Below are 23,118 nucleotides of genomic sequence, written 5' to 3'. Positions count from 1 at the left end.
GGTGAATCCGTCTTTCGTCCACGGAATTACGAATCCGTTGCTGTTGTCGATGGGGCGCAGATGTATACCGCGCTCGAGTAGCCAATTTCCGCCCTCGTGTCGATCCCACGGGCGGATCGCGGTGTCGCCGAGGCCCTGCCGCTGCGCGGCGGGTGTGTGGAAGAATCGTGCCCACTCATCTCTGCCGCTGGCGGTGATCTTATCGGCTTCGACCCCCGGCACGTACTCGACCAAGAACACGCGATCCTTGCGGCGCAAGAATCCTGGTGGTCGTGCGCCGGCGGCTTGAAGGATGATTGTCGAAAGCTCTTCGGCGTTGGCTTGAGTCTTGTCCCTCACATGCTTCTCGATGACCCGGAAGCCGTTGTTGTAAGTGACTTTGAAAACAAAGATCGAAGTCGTGTAATCATCCGTATAGTCCTTGAGTAATTCTGGGGGGGACTTCCTGCCGGACCGCTCCGCTTCCTCGACCTTTTCTTTGAAGGATCGTTCGTCGATGAGCCCGTTCATCCACGCTGCATCCTCGTGGTTTCGATAGAAGCGGAGTCCCGTTTCCAGCTCGTCGTGAACACCCGACACGGGTTCGACTGTTACCTGGTCGTCCGCCCCGATCAATACCCGCTGGTACTCGATCGTCACGTTCTCGCGCGCTGCCCATTCCCGCAGGCCCGGTACCTGCAGATCCAGCAGGTTCTGCTGGCCGAGCAGCGGTGACGCCACCACGATCCGGCGTCCCGGCAGAACCCCGATCCCGTCGACCAACCTTCCTTGATCGTCGTGAACGGGTTGCAGGCCCTGCGCACGGAGCACCTCACGGGCGGCGAGGACCGCCGATGCGGTGCGGACCTCGGCCGCGTACCGGTGAACGTTGTCGATATGGGGCTTCAGAAAGCGGAAATGATCGCGAACGTCGCGCATCAACTGCACTTCGGTCAGCAGCTGAGCCGACTCCGCATCGAGCACCTGTCGGCGCAGCATCGTGGCGAACCGCAGGCGCTGTCCGGCGCGAAGTTCGTTGATTGCCCGTGCGATCTCCTCGGCTTCCTCAGCGTGGAGGTGCGTGGTGTCTTTCCCGGAATCCCGGACCGGCCGCAGTGCTTCTTCCGCCACTTCCTCCAGTTCGTGCCGGGTTGCCTCGAGCAGGCGACGTATGCTGCGAGGCAACTCGATCGGCGCACCGGCGGGAGATCCGGTCACGTCGCCCGTCCATCCCTCCGGTGCGGGGCTGGGTGCGTCAGGTTCGTCGGGGTTGCCGAGATCGATGGCGACGGTGTCCGGTCTGCGGGGTGCGCTCGGCGTGGTGTCTTCGCCCGCAGGTTCGTCGAAGGCTCCCAGCCGCACGGCTTTCATCAGCATCGGAGTTCGCTTCGTCTCGCCGAGTACGGCGCCGATCCGGGCCCGGCGGCGCTTGACGGTGAGCTTGGCCACGCCCAGCACCTCGGCGATGGCCTGATCCGTGAGGCCATCGGCCATCAACTGGAGAAGTTGTCGTTGCTCGCGGTCCAGGCGGACCGTACCGGCTGGTGGTCGATTTCCGTCGTGGACGAACCCCTGCCGCTTGGCCGCCAGGACCGTCCGGATCGCGCCGGTGGTACCGAACTTCTTGGCCGCACTCTTCTGGTAGTTCGTGACCGCCTTCGGGTCGACGCCCAGCCGTCTCCCGATCTCCGCAGGGGTCAAACCCTGGTAGATCAGGTTGAGCACCTCGAGTTCCCTGCTGGTGAGCCAGGGCGAGGACGTCGTCGCGGCGGCGCTGCTGGGTCGGGCGATCCGAGGTGCGCTGCTTGCGGCCCGAACCGGTAGCCGGGCAGGGAAGTTGGCCGCGGTCGCCACCGCTGTGGCCAATTGCCGCGCTGCGACCCAGAGCGCATCGCGATCGGATTCGGTGCCGTCGGGCGAGGTAGGTGATGTGCCCGGACTCGTGGGCCAGAAGGCGCGGATCAAACGATCACGCCGGTGGCTCGGCAACCCCTCCAAGATGCGCCGCACATCCGTGGTTCGGGCTTCGGCCAGCAGCTGGAGCAGGGGATCGGTTTGCTCGAGTCGCGCGCATTCGGAAACGAACTCCCGGATGCTGTACCAGGGGCCCGCGAAACTGCGGTGGTGCGAGATTTTCTCTCGCGCAATGTTATTCAACCACGACTCGATATTTCGGTTACCGAGCCGCCCGAGGCGTGCGATCGCCGTCGCGCATACCTCGTCGGCGATGTGGTGCGCTGCCTGCTGCCCGAAATCAGCAGCAAGGCGCGGAATCTCGGGCTCGAACCGTTGCCGGAGCAGGGCGGTCGCGAGTTCCGGTCGTCCGCTCGCGACATGCTGCTCGAGGACCTGCCGCAGCCGCAGTGCGATGTCCCACGGGGTGCCGACTCGGTCGGCAGTGTTCGCCTCGTTGGTCGTGCCGTGCTGTGGGCCCGGCTGTGCCCCAGCGCGATCCGGCGAGTTCCGCGGCGAGGTGGTTCCGGGTTGTCGTGGCCCGACCGGCGTGGGATCGGCCTCGTCCGGATCGAGGTCGATCGCGACGGGGTCAGCGCCGCGATCGGCCGGGGTCGCGGGTCCGTCGTGGTCCGTCGCCGTATTCATGGGGTTGTCGATGTTCGCGGCCGACAGGAATCCCGCGGCGGCGGTGACGTCGTCGGTTGTGCCCGCTTCGATGCCTGCCCGAACCAGTGCGCGCGTGACGGCGCCGAGATCGCCAGGGGCTTCGGCGAGCGACCGCCGGACGATGGCCGCGACGGGTTCGGGGTCGTCGGGGCTGATCGGTTCCCACACGCCGTCCGTCAGCGCCAGGACGACACCGTCGCCGCGTACGTCTCGGGCCTTCTTGCGCGGTTTCAGCCCATCCAGGGAGCGGCCCAGGTTGTGGGTGAGACCCGGCCCGCCGATCGCCGAGTGTTCGGCTTCTTCACGAGTGGTGTCGTCGAAGACGTCCAGCACATCCTGGACCTTCGAGTCGTCCCTGGTCAGCGGTATCGGCGGGCCGCCGTCCAGCGGAATCCAGTACGCGCGGCTGTCGCCCACCCAGTCGACGGTGAGCCGTCCCGACTCCATCAACGCGACCACGATCGTGGTGGCGGGCGGCTTGTCCGCGGGAGACTCCGGGGGCAAGGCGAGAACGGCCTCCTGGGCGGCGGCCACGGCGCCCTCGACTACGGCCACCGGATCGATCCGGCCGTCTCGGTCGGCCTGCCGCAGCGCCGCCACCACGAAATCGTGGGCGGCCGCCTTGGCGGCGGCGGAGGCGCGGTGACCGCCCTTCGGCCGGGAGAGACCGTCGTTCACGATCAGTGCGGTGGCCTCTTCGCCACCGACATTCACTCGGATCAGGGCGAAGGCGTCCTCGTTGTGCGCGTGCCTGCCCCGATCGCTCGCTGCCGCGACCGTACCCAGATCCTCCACCGTCAGGTTCTGCTCGACGTAGCGCCGCGGTGCGGTTTCCTCGGAGCCGCGGGGTTCCTCGACATGGTCGCCCCGTGGATGGTCTGATCCGGGCTGCGCTGCGCGGTCCTCGGGGGTTCGCTCGGGCGACGTTGACTCGCCGCGACCTGGCTCGGTGAGATCGTGCTGCCGGGGCTGCGTCTGTGCGATGAAGTCGGGTTGTCCGTCCGCGCCGGGCCAGACGACGGGTGCGCCGGGTTGCGCCGCCGGGGGAGTGGTCGTCGCGCGATGGTGCGGTTCGCCCAGCATCTCCGCGAGAGCGCGGATCCCGCGGTCGGCCACGCCGTAGTTCTCGGCGGCTTGCGCGAGTCGTCGTTGTCGATCGGTCGCGGCGGCCAGGGCGGCGGCCGCGGTGTCGCGCATCTGGGTCGCCGCCAACAGCTCTGAGATCGCGCGGAAGTGGTCGAGCAGGAACGAGAGGCGCTCCCGGCCTATCCGTGTCGTATCCCATTGCTCCGCGAAGGTCAGCAGTTCCTCCAGCCACTGCGACATATCTCGCAGCGCGTCATAGCGTTGTGTGGCCTCGGCGAGCTGTTGGCGGTCGGTGGTGTTCACGGCATCGAGCGCTGCCCCCGCGGTCACCATCTCCCCGAAGATCGTTTCGGCCACGTCGCGCAGCCGTTTTGTCTCTTCTGGCCGGAGGTGGTCCGCAGGCCGTGTCATGATCGGCGTGTCTGCTCGGGGGCCGGTCTGTGCCCAGACCTCCGCGACGGCGGCGAGAGCCGATCCGAGCCGGATCTCCGCGGCGTCCTGCCGGGCCCGCAGGACGGCAGGCGTCCCTTCCCGCAGCCCCTGTTCGTAGGCGGCGTTTGCCTCGGCGGCTTCGTCCGCGCAGGCCAGCCATGCCGACATCTGATGCGCGAACTGCTCCAGCAACCGCAGCCGTTCCACCGGGACCTGCGCATCCGGCTGGTGCCGCGCGGCCACCAGTTCATCGATCAGAGCGGGTGCTCGATTCAGCCCGGGATCGTTCGAAACATTCGCTGCACCGGCCAATCTCGCGGCGATCGCAGCCCGGAGTGCCCGCAACTGTTCGGTTTCAGGGGATTCCGCGTGGTCGAGGTAATGGCCCGCCGGTGGGCTTTCACCGGGACCGATGGCGGCGTGCTCGCTCGAATTCACCGGCTGGTGGGGACGAATCCACGGCGCGCCGGGTGTAGGCGTGCTCGATGTCTCTGGTTCGTCGGGGTCGAGGTCGATGGCAACGGGGTCGGGTCCGCGGGGTTCGTCCGGCGTAGCGTCTTCGGAGGTTGGGGACTCCGCCACAATGGTTTTCTCCGTCGCGGCGATTTCGCGAGCGAATCGTTCGTCCCATCCGTCGTCGGGCCGGGCGGTGAGCTCGGTGGAGACGGCGCGCGGTGTCGCGAAGGCGGTCGATCCCGCTGTCAACGCCCTGGTGACCTTGGCGAGCAGACCTTTCGATGTTCGTGCGCTCAGTTGGGAGAACCAGTATGCGACGACATTCTCGGTACTCCGGCCATCACTATCGCGCGGTTCGGCGATTACCCAACGGCCCGTGGTGTCCTTCGCCATCGGAACGGTGATACGCATGCCCCCGACGACGATCTCGGGCATCCAGGTCGCGAATATCCGGCCGGGCTGTCGGGGATAAGTAGTGGAGGCAGCGGTCCACTCCCGGGTTGCCAGACTACGAGCGACCTCTCGTGCGGACAGTGGTCCCTGCTCTTCGGCCAGTGACGCGATTCCCTCTTCGAGAGACTGTTCGTACCACGACCTTTCGCGTTCGGCCAGGCGTTTTCCGATCTCGACGACTTCGCTCTTCTTCAGTTCGCCGACGCCAAAGCCTCGGTAACGGATCTCGCCCCGCTGGTAGAACGCTTTCGGTCCGAGGTCTGCGAGCCACTCCGGGAAGGTGGCACCTCCCAGTAACTGCAGGAAGGAAGCGCGCATATAAGCCTCGAGCAGCGCAGCCGCGGGTTCGTCATAGTGCAACTCGTCCAACTGAGGATCGTGCGAGTCGGCCGGGCGTTCGTACAACGCAAGGTGGTGCACCGTGCCGTCCGGCTTGGGTATCACCTCGATGAACTCGACTCGGAAGCGCCGCCGGGGTGGATAGACATCCTGGAATTGCGGGTGGAGCTGGACGAATTCGCGCAGCACCTGGGCATGACGGCCTCGTGATGCCGCCACGATCAGGGTGTTGTACGCGCCTCGCTCGCGCTTCAACGCGACGTGTGGACTCGCCTGGTATCTCTCGATGCCGAATCGGGCGTCATCAGCCGAGCGGCCCTCGAAATACGCCAGGGCCATCGGTGCGTGCAATTCCTCGGCCATGGCCTGCATCTTCTGCAGCGCGTTCCGATACCGTTCCAGAGGTCCGGCCAACAGCCGAACCTCTTCCTCGCGGCGTTGGATCCGATCCAACTCCGACGGGTCGGCCGGTTCCGATCGTGCCTCCTGCACAGCCGCCTGCAGCGCGGTGAGCTCCGCTTCGCACCGCGCGACACTCCACGCCTGTGGCGCCGGTCGTTCTGGAACCGGCAACCCCACTCGGCTCAGTAACTCGTTTTCGACCCGGATACGTTCGGCTGTCACCTTTTTCGTGGCTTGTCTCAGTTCGTAGCCCAACCTGTCGACCGCGTGCCGCATGGTGCCCAACTCTGCTATTCGCGTACGAATATCGGCCGACGATTGCCCGGCAACTGCGGCGGTCTGCGCGGACGGGTCGTGTCGGTTGGCGTGCTCGCCCGGCTCGGCCGCCTTCGGCTCACTGGAATCGGGGTGACTCCGTGACGCGTCGGGTGTAGGTGTGGTGTTCGGTGCTTGTGACTTCGCGGACGTGACGGGGTCGGGCGCATCCGGTTCGTCGGGGTCGAGGTCGATGGCGACGGGATCGGGTCCACGGGATTCCGTCGGCCGAGCGCCTTCCGGCTGATCCGTCCGGCGAGCGGCGTTTGCCTTGTGTTCCCGGTATTCGCCGCGGACACGTTCGGCGTCGGCGAGGAGACCGGACTTCTCGCTGTACTCCTCGACCAGCGGGAGTGCGCGCGCCTGGCGGGGGTTCAGCTTGCCTTCTCGCTCGAGTTGCAGCAGCGCCCCCAGCATCCTGTCCACCGCTGCTGCGCTCGACAGATCTGCGCGCCCGTTGCTGAGCTCTAGGAGCTGTTGTCGGAGTACGTCGACTTCCTGCCGTAACGTCTTCAGTTTTCCCGGATCCGCGACCAGTTCCTGAATTGTGGGCAGTGGTGCCAAGGCGTGTTCGTTCTGGTCCGTCGGCTCCCGGTGGGTGGAAGTCGGCCGTTCGGGCGGTTCCGGTGTGGCCGGGTCCGGCGCGTCCGGTTCGTCGGAGTCGAGGGCGAGGGCGACCGGGTCGATTCGGGTGCCGGGCGTGGGCGAGTGCCGACTGTCGGTGTCCGCGGGTGGGGTGGACCGGTTCCGCGTCCCATCGTTCGCCTCGGTGGGATCGGGGTTCGAGCTGGTGGTCGAACGGTCCGGGCCGAGTCCGGTCAGGTCGATGGCGCTGAGGTCGATGCCGATCGATCCGGGAGTGTCCGGATCGGACACGGGTGTGTTCGGTGGTTGAGCGGTCGTGGTGCCGGGTGCTGTAGATGGCGGCATCGGCACTTCGAACCAGATGGTTTTGCCGCCGGCGCGTTCCAGGATCACGCCCCAGACCGAGGCCATTGATTCGAGCATGCCGAGGAAGAAACCGTGGGTGTCGGCGACGATCCCGGTTCCGTCCCATTCGGCGGCTTGGTCATCGGTGAAAGCGGCGGCGCTGACAGTGCCCTGGGTGGTTGCCTCTTGTCGCGCGGGTAGGCCACGGCTGGTATCGGTGATTCCGACGCGAATCGTGTTTCCGTCCATCCGGATTCGTACCCTGGCGTCGCCTTGGTCGGCGTAGCGGTAGACGTTTTGAACGAGGTCGGATACGAGGACCATCAGGTCGTAGGGATCAGGGTGACCGGCCTGTCGCAAGCGCTCTCGTACTGCTCGCCGCGCGAGGCTCGGGCCCTGTCGCAAGGAGTCCTGCGGTATGGACAGGTCGAGGATGAGGTCGTGGGGTGGTTGCGAGGGGTCGTTGGTGTCGGCCGTTTCGAAAAGCTTGAACCAGACTTGTTTTCCGCTGTCGCGGGGCAGCGCCCATCCCCATGTTTCGGTGTGTGTGTCGAGAAGGTCGACGGCGCGCCACCCGGGGCGGTCGCCGCTCTCGCGCGCCGGCAGGGTGCGGCTGTCGTCGCCGACGTGGATCTCGATCCAGCGTTGACCTGATTGTCCGTGGATGGCAGCGGAGATTTCGGGTGTCCCGCCGCCGTCGTCGCGGGCTTGCAGCGCGAGCTCCCAGGCGATCGCGGCGGCCCGGTCGGTGTGTTCGGCGATGGGCCAGTCGGCCAGCGCCTGGTGCAGCGGTTCGACGGCCGCGGCGATGTCCTGCAGATTCAGGCATCGGGTGGCGGTGTCGACCAGGTGAAGGAGTTCGGCGGGCGCGTCCGGGCGGCGCGTGAGTGCGCGGAGGTGGTGCAGCGGGTCGCTGCTGATGCGGTCGGTCCATCCGGTTCCTGGCTGGGGCAGGCCGAGGATGTGAGCGAGTTCGTGGTCGAATTGTTCTGCCCGGTGCTGCCATTCGGCGCGCTGCTCGGGGGTGGTGGTTTCGCGGGCGAGCTCCTGAGCCTTGGCTTCATGGGCGAGGCGGTCGACCACCCAGCCGGGGAGCCGGGTGAGGTCGGCTCGGTCGGCGGCGTCGCGGCGCTCGGCGTCGGTCATCGATCGCAGTTCGACATCGATATGGTCGAGTACCTGCTTGACCGCGCCGGGCAGGCTGTTCTGCAGGGCCGCAGCGACACCTGCGGGGGTATGCGTGGCGGCCGTCGCATTTTCGTCGATTACTCTTGCCGAATCCCAGCTCGACGGTTGCGTGGATAATTCGGTGATGCCGTCCCCGCCTGTCCGGGATTCCGCCGATTCCGAGTCGAGTCCGTCTGGGTCGCCGAGGTCGATGGCTACAGGGTCGGGACCGGACGCACGACCGGTGGTGGGCGAGAGTTGATCCAGGCGGCGCAGAAGCTGGTTGAGCAGGTCGATTTCAGCTTCGCTGATGCCTGAGGCGGCGGCCCTTCGTTCCTCCTCGGCCTCACGACGACCGCGCTCGAAGGCGGTTTCGCCAGGTGGTGGGTGGGCGACTGTGCTGCGTCCAGCCATATGTTGCGCATGCCCGAATGGCATTGTGCCACTCGACTGTGCGTCACTCAGCCGTACCGAGAAGGGTATTGCGGCCAGGTGCTGTCCGACTTGCCGGACTGTGTTCATCACGAACGACTTGGCTGTGGCTTCATCCCGATAGCCGAGACCGGACACCATGGTCTCGAGGGACAGCCTGCGCGTGAAGACAGCGCGGATGATCTTCCGTTGCTGGTCCGTGAGCGTGCCGAGCGCTTCCTCCAGTTGGTCGGGGGTAGCTTCAGCCAGCGCCCGTGCCAGCCGGACATCCGATCTGTGTTGCTCGGCAACGAGAATCGAAGCCAGACGTCGAGCGGCGGCGACGGCCGGCCGGGCGGATGTGTCCCGCAGAATAGGTTGCCTTGCAGACAGGTTCGCCAGAGTTTGTCGCTCGGCGGACGATAGTTGTTTACTGGCCTCCGCGATCTGTCCGGGGGTGGCCTCGGCCAGCACTGCGGCAGAACCCAACTCCCCGGTCCTTGCCGCCAAGGCATTTGCCAGTGCGGAGCGGTAGGCGTTGAATCGTGCCGCACCATCGTCTCGGGGCCGGTCGCGCCCGGAAGTAGCCGGGCTGCCGACATTCAGATCGATCCCCCTGCACCGCGCCACCTCCAGCATTTCCGCCCAGTGAGCGGTTCCCAACTTCGCCGCCGCCGAATGCATGGCGGCGCCGACCTCACGGCTCGAAAGTGCCAGCATGGTGGCGATCTCGCGGTGGGAATGACCCTTCGCAACGAGTGCGAGCATGTCGATTTCGCGAGTGGCAATTTCGTAATCCGCTGTTCCAGAACGGATTCGGTCGGTGTCAGCCGCTGGATCGGGTTCCTCTCGTCCGGTTCGCGAGGCTCCGGAGGCGATGTGTGGCGAGGCGTCCGGCAGCGGCGGCGAGACTCGCTCCGCGCGTGGTATATCCGCTATCCGCAGCACACTGTTCTTTTCCTGCCGCGACAACGAACCTATGTCTCGGCCGCGATGCAGACTGTCCGCCAGCTCGAGAAACACCCAGCGCGTGGTGACACCGATCTCGTCGAGGTACCCACGGAGTTCGGTGACGGTCAATTCGGCGAGGCGGCCGTACCTGGGGTCCGATTCGGTGACGCCATCGGCGCGCAGCACTGCCAGCATCTTCGCGCGGAGCGGGTGGAACCATCTGTGCTCCAGTATTTCGCGCGCAGATTCGCGCAATCGTTGAGCGACGTCGCCGCCCGAGCTGGAGGCCGAGCGCCGGAATACATCGTCATTGATCTCCAATGCCAGTTGCACGGCGCGCGCAAGCCGTTCGCTTCGCCGGCCGCCTTTCGCTGATACTCCGAGCAGCGATAGCACGTATCCGAACGTGTCGATCCCATGCTGTTCCCTCAGTTCGGCCGGGTTTGCGGGAGGAGCCGCTTCGACCGTATCGGTGCCGGGCAGGATGCCGGCACGGATAGCCACTGCTACTGTCTGCGGCCGGTTGTGGGTGCCGAGTTTCTCGCGAATACGGGCGAGCGCCTTGTCGACCGCGCTCGACGAAATCTGGAGATCCTCCGCGATATCGGCGTTCGTGTCGCCGTTCGCGACCCGCGTGAGCAGATCGGTTTCGGCGGTGGTCAACTCGGGACCTTCCACAGCGGTTCGGGTGGTCCCCGGCAGGAGTCCGGAGCGGATGGCGACGGCTATCATCGCCGCCCGGTTGTGCACGCGGAGTTTTCGGCAGACCCGCATCAGGTAGTCGTCCACGGTGAGCGGGGAAAGGCCCAGCGTCTGCGCGATATCTTTGCTGGTCTCACCGGTCGCGATCCGAGTGACCACGTTGGTTTCGTAATCGGCCAGCCATATTCGGCCGGTGCCCGGAACGGCGTCGGCAGGGTCGGCGAGCGGGAGGCCGCCGGTTCTTGCCGCGGCAGCCACGATTCCAGGACGGTTGCGAGCGCCCAGTTTCCGGCCGACTCGACCCACCAACTGGTCCACGCTTCTCGGAGAGATCTCGAGGTCTTGAGCGATGTCGTCGCTGGTGTCTCCGTTCGCGATCCGCCCGAGTACGTGGATTTCGCGACTGGTCAGTTGGAGATCTTCGCGACCGGGTGTCTCGCCGTCGGCGCGGGGACTGCCGGGGAGTATGCCTGTGCTCAGTGCGATGTACACCGCTTCCGCCCGGGTACGGGCACCGAGTTTCTGGCGAACCTGGGTCGCGTAGATGCTCACGGTCCCCGGGGACAGCCCCAGCTCCTCCGCGATCTCAGGGCTCGTCATATCCGCAGCCATCAACCGGAGCACTGTGAACTGGCGGTTTGTGAGCCCACTATCCGTCTGCTGTGACGAGTCGGTCGCATGCGTTTCGGCGTCTGTTATCACCTGCTCGCCGGCGTCGACCAATCTGTTCAGCGCGCCTCTTTGCACCAAGCTGATCGCTGCACCACGCCGCATCCCGTCCACCGCCTCGGTGACGTGTTTGCGCTGCGTGGCATTCAGCCCGAACCAGCCGTCTACTAGGCCTCGCACGATGCCGTCCAGCCATTCGCTGGGATTCGTGCCCACATCGGCACGCCATCGGTGCGCCTCCGCGATCCGAAAGGCCATGCGGTTGAGCTCCTGTGCCACCTGCAGGAGCGGCCGCAAGTCGCGGCCGACTCGCGAGGCCGGAAGCCCAAGTCGGGCAAGCGCTTCCCGGAGTGAGGCCCGGCCGTATCGCTCGCGCAGCTCGTTGAACGCCGTTGCATCCCCCTGCCGCGCGCGCTGCAAAGCGGTGTCCGGCTCGTCGGAATCGCCGAGGTCGATCGCGACAGGATCGATGCGGGTGCCGGATGTCGCCTCACGGTCACTGGCCGATTGCTGTTCGCTGGCCGCTTGTGATTGCTCTGCCTGTTGCGCCGCCTGCACGGTGGGACGCAGGCCGTCGGTATGCAGCTTGATTTCCGCGCGCGCGATGTACCCGTTCACCGTGTTGCGGGACAACCCGAGCCTGGCCGCGATCTGTCCGGAAGTCAGGCCCTCGGCGAGTAGCGCGAGTACTTCCCTTTCCCTGCCGGTGAGTGCGGTGGGGTGCTGCTCCGCGAGGGCGGAACGGAACGCCTGGACGGTGTCCGCGGGGACCGTGCCCGTGATGGGGGTATACGGCAAGTCCGCCACCACCAGTCGCAGAGTCTGGAGCTGCTGAGGTGACAGATCGGTGCGCTTCGGGGACGACGGCACGGTGCCGTCGGGCAAACCGCTCGATTGTGCGTTCGTGGGCATACGGACGGGCCCCTCGAATCCCACCCGCTCGGCCAGTCGGACGAGCAGCCGGTTCGACTGGTCCGGCGTCATCCCGAGCACGGCGGCGAGGGAATCTTCGGTGATGCCGTCGGCGATCAGGCGCAGCACGTGGAATTCGCTCTCCGACAGTGCGATCGCGTCGACCGTCCCCATCGGCCCGTCCGGGTGATACCAGAACCCGATCTCGTCGGCCGCACTGCGCACCAGCCGCATGTCATCGTGCGTGCCCGAACCTTTGACCACATCACGGACCGTGGCCTTGGCCGCACCCGCTGCGTCGGCCAACGACTCGCGAGATGGCTGCGGCTTGATCCGCGCGGGGACGAACTCGTCGCCGATCCAGCGCGCCGGACGAACGCGACGCGTCACGAAGTTCGGATCGGTGAGGGCCGCGATGTCCGCGCGGTCCGGCGGTACACCCAACCGGTGAGCCGCGGCCAGGACGCGTTGCGTAGTCTCGCCGTGCCACGGCTGCTTGACGCCGAATCGTCCGTTGAACACGTTGCTGACATACGAGTTGCCCACACCCGCCAGCCGGGCGATATCGGCTCGTGTCGGTTTCTGCTCGGTTTGGCTCGGGCGCAGGGTGAGGTAGCGCTCCGCCAGACGGCGCGTCTGTGGCACGACGGTCTCGTCGGCGGCCAGCACTTCGGCGTGCGTGCGGGTCAGTTCGTCGTCGGCGACGCCCACCTGCTGCGCCAGCTGGCTGCGCAGCGTGTGGATCTGGACCGGATCCAGCGGGACTGCCGCCAGCGGTTCGAGAGTGGCACACAGGAAGGTCTCACTCGCGGCGACAAGGTGTTCCACCTCCGGCGAGTCCGTCAGGCTCGTGATCCAGTACAGTTCGGCCAGCACCTCGCCCGTGGTCATCGGCCGGGGCGGGCTCAGGTCTTGCAACCCCAGCAGTGCCCGCAACTCTTGGTCGAGGGTCCGACGCCGATTGTCGAAACCGTTCTGGTCCAGTGGATCAGCCTCAGGGTCGGCCGCATCCAGCGGTCCGGATTCTTCGTCGTCGCGCCGCTCCAGCTCCGCAAGCGCGCCCTCGTGAGTGGCCGCTTCCTGATCCGCGTGCAGTTCGAGCTGGGACCGGATCCATCGACTCAGTTCCTGACCGTCGATGCCGGTCGCGGCGGTGGGCATGGCTTGTGTCTGTTCCGCGACGAGGGTGAGGGCGAGGCGTACAGCTCCCCGCGTCACCGCAGCGGGTGGCAGCCGGAGTTGCTCGGCCAGCGCGCTCTGGGCCGGGTCCGAGGCCACTTCGGCGGGCTGGGCCGATGGTGACTCGCCGGATCGGTCGATGTCGGCGGGGATGGACGAGGCCTCGTGGGAGTCGGGTGTCGACTCTCGGTCGGTATCCGTCGCCGTTGCCCGCCGCAGCGCGTCCGTGACGCGTGCCTGCAACTCCTGGTCCGGGGCGTCCGCGCGATCGTCGACGGCGATACCGCTGTGCAGTGCCCAGGCGACCAGCCCGGCGGTGTCGTCGATACCGAGTTTGGTGCGTAGGCCGCGCCGGATGTATTTCACCAACGGCACCGAGAGGCCCAGCTCTGCCGAAATAGCCGGGTTCGTGAATCGCCGGGCCACTAGGCGCAGGACACTGGTCTCCTGCGGTGTCAGACCGACGTCGGCCGTCGGTTCGGGTATCGGTTCCGGGTGTTCGGCCGACCATGCCCGCTGCGCCGCCATCAGTAGCACGGCCCGATCAGGGGTTCCGAGCTTCACCGCGATGCTGTCGAGTTCGTTGATCACGGTGGCGTGTGATCCGCCCAACGTGCGAGCGATCGCTTTGAGTGACAGGCCTTGCGCGGCCAGCCGCAGCACCTCGGGTTCACGCCCGGTCAGTTCGGACGGGTGGGTGGCGATCCGAGATCGGAAGGCGCGCAACGTGGCCCAGGACACCGCTGCCGGATCACGGCTCGTGCCCGGCAGCGACTCGGCCAGCGCCTCGAGCCTCTCGTGCTGCGATGACGGTTCTCGTCGCTGCGCCGACACCCGGATCCTGCCGCGCGTACCGATCTTGTCGGCCAGTTGCACCAGCAAGGGATCCAACTGGCTCCGCGGCATGCCGAGTGCGGTTGCGAGGGCCTCGGGTGGCGCTCCCTTGGTGACCAGATGGAGCAGGAGCGCCTCGACTTCACTCAGTTCGACGGTCCGCGCCTCTGCGGGAGGCGACTGGAGGCTACGCGCCCGGTCTGCGAGTTCCTCGTGATCCGAGGTGCCCAGCTTGGCCTGGATTTGGACCCGATAGCCCCGTGCCGTAGCTGCCGTAACTCCCAGCTGGTCACCGATCGCCTGATCTGTGAGATCGGCCGCAACCAGGTCGAGAACCTCGCGTTCGCGCGGAGACAGGTCGACGTGCTTCCGCGTTGCCGCGGAGTGGGGATCGCCGGGCTGGAACGCCCCCTGCCGCTGTGCCGCCAGCAGCCCGGGCAGCCTGCCCTCGACACCCAACCGGCCGGGGAGCGCGGCCATGAACGTCCGCACCCGATACCGCGTCGTCGCCAGCTCGGTAGCGATTTCACGATTGTCCAGGCCGTTCGCCGCCAGCTGGAGAATGGCGACCTCGTCCGGAGAGAATTCGACGTCGACGTGCGGGCCGGATGGTTCGTCCAGCCATCCCTCCCGATCTGCCGCGAGGACCGCGGGAATCACACTCGGGCAGCGGAGTTTGGCACACGCATGCCGGGCGTAACTCTGGACGGTTTTGTGCGAGATCCCCATCAGCGGGCCGATTTCGGGGTAGGACAGGCCGCGCGCACTCAGGCGCAACACCTCGAGCTCCCGGGGGGTCAGCCCGCCTCTGTCGGGGATCGGAGCGTCGGATTCGGTCCGATCTGGTTCCGGAACCACCTGTGCGAGAGATTCTCCGGATGCCCGGACGCGAGCGACTGCCGAGGCGAATTTGCGAATCGCAGCCCACAGCAGAGGGTCCATGTCCTCGCCGAGAGCCGGTAGCACCGCTGCGGCCATCCGGTCCGACTGGCCCGGCCAGAACTGGCGGAGCACCCGCTGCTGGTTCGGGTCGAGCCCGCCCTCGCGGAGAGCGCGCCGCAGATCCTCGGGGTCGGCATCGGCCAGGGCGCGGGCTACCGCATCGCTCCGTTCGATCGACGGGCCGGCGACGTAGACCGCCAAGATCTGCCGCCGGAAATTGTCGAAAGCAGCACGCCTGGACGCCTGGACTGAGCGAGGCAAGTCCGGGACGGGTCGCGTCGGGTCCGGCTGCGCATCGTCGGGGGCGCCGAGGTGGATCGGGGCCGGGACAGCTGCCCGCGCGTGGGACCGACTGTGCTGCTGCCAGAACTCCGGTGGGAATGCCGACCTGTCGTCAGGTCGCCCGGTCGCCGCACGCGATGAATGGCTCTGAGGCGTTTGCGTTTCGGGCGTCTGTGCGGTGCGGTCCGTGGTCGGCGCGACCGTGGCGCGGTGCTCCGCCTGGAGCCGGGCCAACTCGTCGAGCACGAAACCGGTGTCGGGATTCAGGTATGCGATTTGCTGTTCCGCGTAGTCGGCGCGAGCGGTGGGGGACATAGCGCGCCATTTCGCGGCCAGGGATGCGGACGGGCCGTTCGAGGCGATGCTCGTGCCGGACTCCGACGCAGTCGGGACCGGACCGCGATAGTCCGCCTGCACCAAAGCATTGCGCTGTTCGGCTTCCCGCAACACCTGGAAATACGGAATGTCGCGAAGCAGGGCTTGCAGGACGTAGGCGGGATGTGTGCGATCGGCCGGTGCGGTCCTGCCGAACGCATTGTTCGCCTCGGCCAGGGCTTCCGCCGGATTGAATACCGCGAGGTCACCCATTTTGGGCTCGTAGGTGCCCATTTCCGTACCCTGTGGCTCTTCGCCCGCAAGTCTTCGGTTGTCTTCCTCTGCCTCCTTCAGCTTTTTCCTGCTGCTGCTGTACGAATCGAGCTGCCCCAGCCAATCGTCGAAATCGAGGTCCGGTGCCAGCATGCCGGCCTTCTTGAACTCGGCGAAATGCGTGTACAGGAATCCGAATGCTCGGGCCTCTTTGGAGTCTTCGTAGTCCTTCCCCTGGACCGCTCCGTCTCGTAGGTGGGCAATCGGCTTTTTGTCGTAGAGCCCCTTCCGTGCGGCTCGATCCTGTAGATGGCCCATCTCGTGACTGACGGCGTCGTATGCGGGATCGCCGGTCGGGGCCATCAGGTGGCCTCTCTGCACCGCCTTCCGCATGGTGTTCCGGAATCTCTCCGGGTCACCGAAGAGGTTCTCGTTTAAGACCATGAAGGTCGGGGCGTCCTTTTCGATGCCTTGGGGAGTCCAGATACAGGCACCGGTATTGCCGACCATGGGGGCGACCAGTATGACGTCGAGCTTGATCTCCTGTCCTGCCGCGAAACCGTCGACAATCGCATTCCTGATCGACAGAGCTGTGTCGACGGAGATTTCCGGTTTGTCCAGTCCGAGTACCTCGATGTCGAACTTCTCGAACAATTTCCGGGCGATGGCCTGCTTGGTTTTTCGATCGGCCTCGGCCGTCCTCGCGGAGTTCGCACGGTCGCGATTCTCGGCCGAGGGTTCCCGTTGCCGGGCCGTCGAATCGGCTGCCGGCCCTGCGACCTCCTGCGCGACCCACCCGAACAGGGTGATCTGAGCGTCGGTGAGGTCGTCGCTGCGGGATCTGGGATCGAGCGCTTCGCTGACGAGTCGGCGTACGGCGGGATTCAGGTGATTAAGGCTGTCGAGCCACGTGTTTCGCGCTTGGCTGAGCAGCCAGTCGCCGATGTCGATGCCCGGGGGGACTTGCCAGCCACCGGCGTCGGCGGCGCCGAGCGTGGCCCGGGCGACGGCGTGCGCCAGGAGCTGGATCCGCGTGGGTGGGGTACCGTGCTCCGAATCCCCGCTGAGTACGGCACACATGGCCTGGGCGGTGGCTGGGCCGAAATGGCGGTCCAAGGCCTGCGCGGCAGACCGATCGCCCTGCTGCGCCCGCTGCAGTGTCTCGGTGCGGTCGCCGGTAGGCAGCTGGTCGAACGGGACGGTGGTGCCCGCAGCGGCCGCCAGTTCCGGCTGGGCGGTCGGCACCTGCGCAATCAACTGGGCGACGGCTGCGGTGTGCGCGTCTTCGAGCCGGTGTCCTTGCTGCAGCACCGTCCCGGCGTCGGTGACGAGTTGACGCTGCGCCGGATCGAGTCGATTCAGGCTGGTGTGCAACAGATTTCGTGCGGTCTCGCGCACGTGGTCGGCGACGTCGGTGCCGATGGGGATCCCTTGCGACTCGACCTGATCGAATGTCGCGTCGCGGACGGCCTGCGCGACCGGCAGCAACGGTGCGGCCGCCTGTCCGCCGGGTGCGTCCAGCACCCGCAGGAGATGGCGGAGGGTGCTGTCGCCGTGCTCGTCACGCAGGTTGGCTGCGACCGGTGGGTTACCGGAAGCCAGGTTGGATGCTGCCCCGGCGGCGAGGCCTGCGGCGGTCGGGACGGGGGTGCCGTTGTGGGTGGCGGCAGGCGCGTGCGAGGTCGCATGTGGACCGGTCGCATGCGGAGCCGCGGTCCCCGCGGATCGGGGAGGGGGTTGCTGGGGTTGCTGGGTCGCGGTGCCATGTGCGTCCGTGGGTGGGGCGTTGGCTTGGTTGGCGCTCGCGTACTTGGAGGCGAGCTGATTCTGCTCGACGGCGTCCTTCATCGCCGGGACGGCATGCTTCCACAGGTCGGACTCTGCGTTTCGCAGCGCCGTTTCGGTCCTGTTCAGTTCGATGCGCGTCGCCTCGGTGTTGAGGGCTTCGTGCTGTTCCTGGGCGGCCCGGTGGGCCTTGACGGCTTCCGTGTACTGGACGACCTGCTGTGTGACGCCGTGGTCGGTGACCCTGCCGAGAAAGTCCTCGGGGGAGACGTAGTGCACCGCCGAACCCGGGGTGCCACCGTGCTCCCGGTCGTCGCCGGATCCGCCACGGGCGCCACGACCGTCGACCTGGTCGTTCACCCGCTCGGAGTACGACGGCCCGCCGCTGACCTTGACGTCGACACCGCCGAGATCGATCACCTCCTGCGACGGTGTCGGGTCGGCGCCGCGGCCTCCGTCCTTGTTGGTGATATAGATGGTGCCCTTGTCCCCGAATTCCTCGATCTTCTGCCTGACCAGGGCCTCGGCGTCGGCATTGCTACCGCCGTGCTCGGCGTAGAAATCCGCATCGACCACCTCGAATTTCAGCTCGAAGTCCGCGCCGTGTTCTTCCTTCGCCGCTGTGCGGAGCAGGTCGATCAGTCCGATCCGCCCGGCGTCCGGGTCGCCCCGGATTTCGCCGTTGTCCATGCACACGACCCACTGCGCACGGCCCGTTTGCTCGCCGTCGACAACATGTGCGTCCCGCACGATGTCACGGGCCAGCTGAGTGAGTTTCGAATGGGTGTTCTCGTAGAATTTCGGCGGTTCCACGACCCGTTGCGATGTATAGAATGTCGGAAGCTCCGGCACCGGCCCCACGCCGTACAGGTCGTAGGTGATGCCCTCGACGCCCTTCATGGTCCCGGACAAACCAGACGGCTCGAACAGCAATTTGCTGCCGATCAACTGCTGATCCGACATACGCAGGGAATGTTCCTGATTCGCCCGGACCGGCAGCCCTTCCTTGAGGTCGACGAACTGACCGACGTCCTGCCAGCGCACCTCGGTCGACTTCGTCCTGTCCCACATCGCCTTGTCGTTGGTTTCGTGCGCGAGGATGCCGATCTTCGCGCCCTCGCCTTCGTCCGCCCGGGTGATGTAGTGCGTGCCCTTCTCCAGCCCCCAGCGGGCGTTGGCGGCATCGGCGTACAGCTTCAGCTCCGAGGCGGTGACCGGTCCACCCGCCACCCTCTCCAGCTTGGTGACCGCGGCCGGGGTCGTTTCCGCGGCCCACATTCCCCGGGTGTTCTCCGGCCTCTTGAAATCCGCTGCCGTCAAGCCGTGTTCGCGCTCTGCTGTCGTCAGCCGATCCCAGATCCCCTGCAGTTCGGCGACCACCTCGGGTGGGGCCTCCTCCGCCGCCCCGGGGGAAAGTACGCATTCGGAATTGCCGTCGAAGATGGTGTCGAATTCGTCGACGGTGAGCTTGCCCGCCGGGAACGGGTCGTACCGGAGGTCCAGGCCGTGATCGGATGCCGCGGTATCCAGCCTCTCCTTGATCAGATCGATAGACGGTTTCGTGTTGAGGAAGTCCCGCAGTGCCGTCACCTCTTGGGGCGACATGCCACTGGCCGCGAGCTCGTTCATCATCGAATCCGCGACCTTCAACGCCCGGAACAGGTAGTCCTCCTTCGTGCCCACGATGATCCGGCTACGGCCGGGCACCGGATCCGGCAACGGACCGTCCTGATCCATCCGGACCACATCGATCCCGATATCCGCCTCCGGCCGCGCCACGAACGCCTCGAACTCAGCGGCCAGCTCACCGGCGAGCAGGTCACTGCTGGTCCATGCATGTGCGGTGCCGTGATCGATGGCATCGGCCAGCTTCTTCATCGTCATCACGATGGTCTTGCCCTCGCCTGTCTTCATATCGACCGGGCCGTGCTTCAGCAGCAGAAACGCTGCAACCTGTGTCTCTCGCACCAGCCGATGCCGGTCGTCGCCCCGGCGAATCCACTCGGTCATCGCCGCGATGCGCTCCTCGATGGATCCCCGCACCATCGCGTCGATCAACGACTCCGGTGCGGCGTTCGCCATCGGGCTCGTACCGTCAGCCGTGCTGCCCGGCTCTCGCAACGCCCCGTTGGCGCGACCGGCATCCAAGGCCGCGCGAACTCGCTCCTGCGCAACGACGTCGAACACAGCGTCGCGATCGGTGAGCACCCCAGCCTTGTAGTCGTTCATCAGCGAAACGCCCGCGTTGTCCGAGATTTCGACGAGGTCACGGGCTCTGGCATGAGCTGCGGCGTCATGCTGGGCCACCGCCGCCTCGTACGCATCCCGGCACTCGGCCAACCTCGCCTGAGCCTGGCGGAGTTGTTCCTGAGCGGCCCGCGCGGCTTCGACGGCCACTCGATCCTCCGCCGTGCCCCGCCCGAACAGATCGCGTATCTCGTCGCCGAAGCCGACGCCGGTGGCCCGCTCATGCTGCTCCGCCACCCGTACGGCCTTCTCCTGCCGTTGCAGCTCGGCATGGGCGGCCCGCTCGCGCTCGGCCGCCACTTCGACACGCTGCCGGTGGTGTTCGCGCACCAGCTCGTTCTGCTGCCGCTCGGCCGCATTACGCTGCTCTACCTCGGCTCTCGCCCTCGCACGCGCGTCCGCGGCAGGGTCTTCGTTGCGAGCGGTGGGCGGAGCAGCCGAATCTCCCTGTGCGCGAGCGGATTCGGACTCGGGTGGTGGCGCCTCCGTGTCGCCGGGGATATCGGATCTAGTCTTCGCTTGCTGCTCACTCGCACTGTCGTCGGCCGCTCGACCGCCGGGGATATCGTCTCCGCTGGTATCGGACTCGCCGGGCTTCGGTTTCGATGGTCCCGCCTCGTCGACTACATCGGGATGACCTTTGGCCTGTTGCCCTTTCGCGCTGTCGTCGGCCGGGAGTGCGTGCTCCGGTGCGTTCGCCTCGTCCGGATGCGTGGCTCGCGCGGTCTCGTCGCCTGTGGTGCCGTCAGCCGTGCGACCGTGCTCCGACTCCGGTTCGGCGGCCGAGGGTGGTGTGTTCCGGTTGTCATTGTCGGTGGCGTGAGCGGTTGCCGACCCTGAGGGGGCATGGCCGTCCTCGGCCGGCCCGCGCGCTCCTCGGACCGGTTCGACGGCGGGAGGGCGCTCCGCGGCAGCAGCCTTCGGGGCCGACACACGTGGCGGCCGATTGCCTCCGGCAGCACCCGGCGAACCGGCAGCGGGTGTGCCGGGCTGGGCGCCTGCGGCAGGTCGCGCCGGGCCGCCCAACGGCTGCGCGGTCTGGCGCTGCTGCCCGCCCGCGTCCACGAACCTGTCCCCGCCGGGGGAGCGCGGACCGGAATCACCGCGTTGTGGAGCGGGCGACTGGTCGATGGTGATCGTCATACTCGGGGACACGTCGTGGTCCGAAGACAGGCCGTCGGCCGATTCCTTGTGCGCCGCCGGTACCAGCTCGGGCACGGCCGGCTCGGGATCGGTGGCCACGCCAGGAACCCGTTGTGCCCCTCGGCGCTCGGTCGCAGGCACGGTCGTGCTCTGTTGCGCCGATGCGTCGTGCGGGTCGGCCGTGACGGTGCGCGGAGCGGCTTCCTCGTCCGCTGCGACACCTCGTTGCCGTGCCGATGACGATGGCCCGGCCGCCGGATCGTCGCCTCGGGCATCCGCGACGGCGCGGCCTCGCCCGGCCGGCCCCTCGCCCGCCGGATCGTCGCCTCGGGCATCCGCGACGGCGCGGCCTCGTCCGGCCGGCCCCTCGCCCGCCGTGTCCCGGCCGCCGGGATGCGGTCGGGCCGTGGCGGCGGCGTTGTCCGGCACCGCGGCGTGCTCCGGCGAATGCGGTGCCGCCGGTGATTTCTCGGAGCCGACCCGGTTGCCGTGAGCCGACCCGGGCGCGACGTCTGCCGGTCGAGCACTGTCTTCGCCGGTGTCCGCGGGGTGTGGTCGCCCCGAGTGGTCCGGCCCGGCTGCAGGGCGATCATGTTCGGTGGTCTGCCGTGCTGTGCCCGCGTTCTCGGCGGTGCTGTTATTCGAGTCGTGCGGTGCTGGAGGCAGTTCCCCGTCGACAGGAGCTTCAGCGGCGCCCACGGTGTCGGAATCCGGTCGTGCGGCGGGAGCGTTCCGTGACCCGGGCGCCTCCGCCGATGTCGGATCCGTCCCGATGCTCGGCACGCCGACCGGGTTGATGGTGGACGCGATGGCGGCCGCGGGGAAGGTGACGGTCTTGACGGGATTGACGTTGTCGATCAGGGCGCCGGGCATGCCCGCGGGTGCTTCCCAGTCCATGCTGTTGTTCGGCACGGAGAACGGCTGCTCCGGACGCGGCTTGTACTCTTTCGGCGGCGACACATCGGGTTGTTGATTGCCTCCGTCAGCTTTCGGCGTTGTCCCTGCGGGGGCCGGATCAGCAGGTGTGGCAACAGCGTCGGAGGGCGGCTTGACAGACTTGACCGGGTTGAGGTTGTCGGGCGACACATTCGGCACATTCGCGGGCTGCCAGTCGGCATTGTTCAACGGGAGTGTGGGACGGGCTGGTGCGTCCGCGGTTGCCCCGGGTTGGCGCAGCAGCGCCACAAGATTGTCGATCTGTTGTTGCTGATGGGTGTGGGAGGGGTTGTTCGGATCGAAGTCAGCGGTGACGATGCCATGCGAGCGCAGTGCGTCGACGAGCGAACCAGGCGACGGCTCGGCCCTGGTGACCTCCGGTGCGGCAGCGGGGTCGGCAGTCGTGTCGGGAAGTGGTGCCCGGCTGCGCATCCCCTGTGCCGCGAAGGCTGCCGCGCCGATGAATCCGCTACCCATACCGGGGATCAGGCCCTCGGTGAAGGCCTTGCGGCTGAACGGCTGGTCGGACAGCACAAGCGAGACGGCGGTGCCGCCGAGAGCGCCGACGGCTCCGGCTCCGGCGCCGACCATGGTGGTGCCGGCGAGCTGCAGGGCCACCCGCCCCGCGGTGCTGTTGGCGTTCGCGCCGATGGTGGCGACCTTCGGCCCCGCCCAGAGTCCGAACAGCATGCCGAGGGCGCCGCCGACACCGCCGGCGGCCGTTGCCACGCCGATGGATTTCCAATCCATCTGTTCGCGGTCGCCCTTGGCAACCTGGATCGCCTGGGCGCCGGCTTGGGTGCCGCCGCCCAGCGCTACTCCCATCACGACTCCGTTGCGCAGCAGCACCATCGAGCCGCGTTCCGCCGCCAGTTCCGCACCGCGTCCGGAAAGGAACGCCACGAACCTCATCCACGCGCGCTGCGCCGCGGTCCGGGTCGCCATCTGTGCAATGGCGGCCTGGATCGGACCACCGGCCGCGAACATCAGGGCGCACCGGGCCAGCTGGATGGCCAGGATCACGGCCATGCTGATGATGACCATCTTCTGCAGCTCGGTGGCGTTGGCGCTCTCGTAGAGCTGTCTGGCGAGGCTGTCGCAATTGGTGGCCTGCTGTCGGAAGCGCTCGGCCGTGCGCCGGTGCTTGTCGGCGATCGCGGCGACGGTCTCGCCGTGTGAGCCCTCGGGCGGCTTTGCCTTGGCTTCGTGGTATTCAGCCTGCTCACGACACCATTCGGCCTTATCCGACCAAGCGTCGGCGGCGCGTCGTTCCGCGTCCTCGTCGCCCAGAGGGAAGTGCCCGGCGACACACATCACTACGACCGGGGGGAGCCAGGCCGGCAACCGCAGCGTCAT

Annotated in this window: 1 protein-coding gene (running past one end of the window); it reads right to left on the bottom strand. The window is 67.2% G+C overall.

The features are described from left to right. Positions 1–23,118, bottom strand: the 5' portion of a protein-coding gene (locus tag ACL03I_RS24030; protein WP_412807004.1) for a sigma-70 family RNA polymerase sigma factor. It extends 15,747 nt beyond the left edge of the window; the window shows 23,118 of its 38,865 coding nt (coding positions 1–23,118); the start codon lies at positions 23,116–23,118; the stop codon falls past the left edge of the window.

Origin of the sequence: Nocardia sichangensis (genome assembly GCF_047200615.1) — a bacterium.
In the GTDB taxonomy this organism is placed as follows: Bacteria; Actinomycetota; Actinomycetes; order Mycobacteriales; family Mycobacteriaceae; genus Nocardia; species Nocardia sichangensis.
This window is presented reverse-complemented; position numbering and strand designations above follow the sequence as displayed.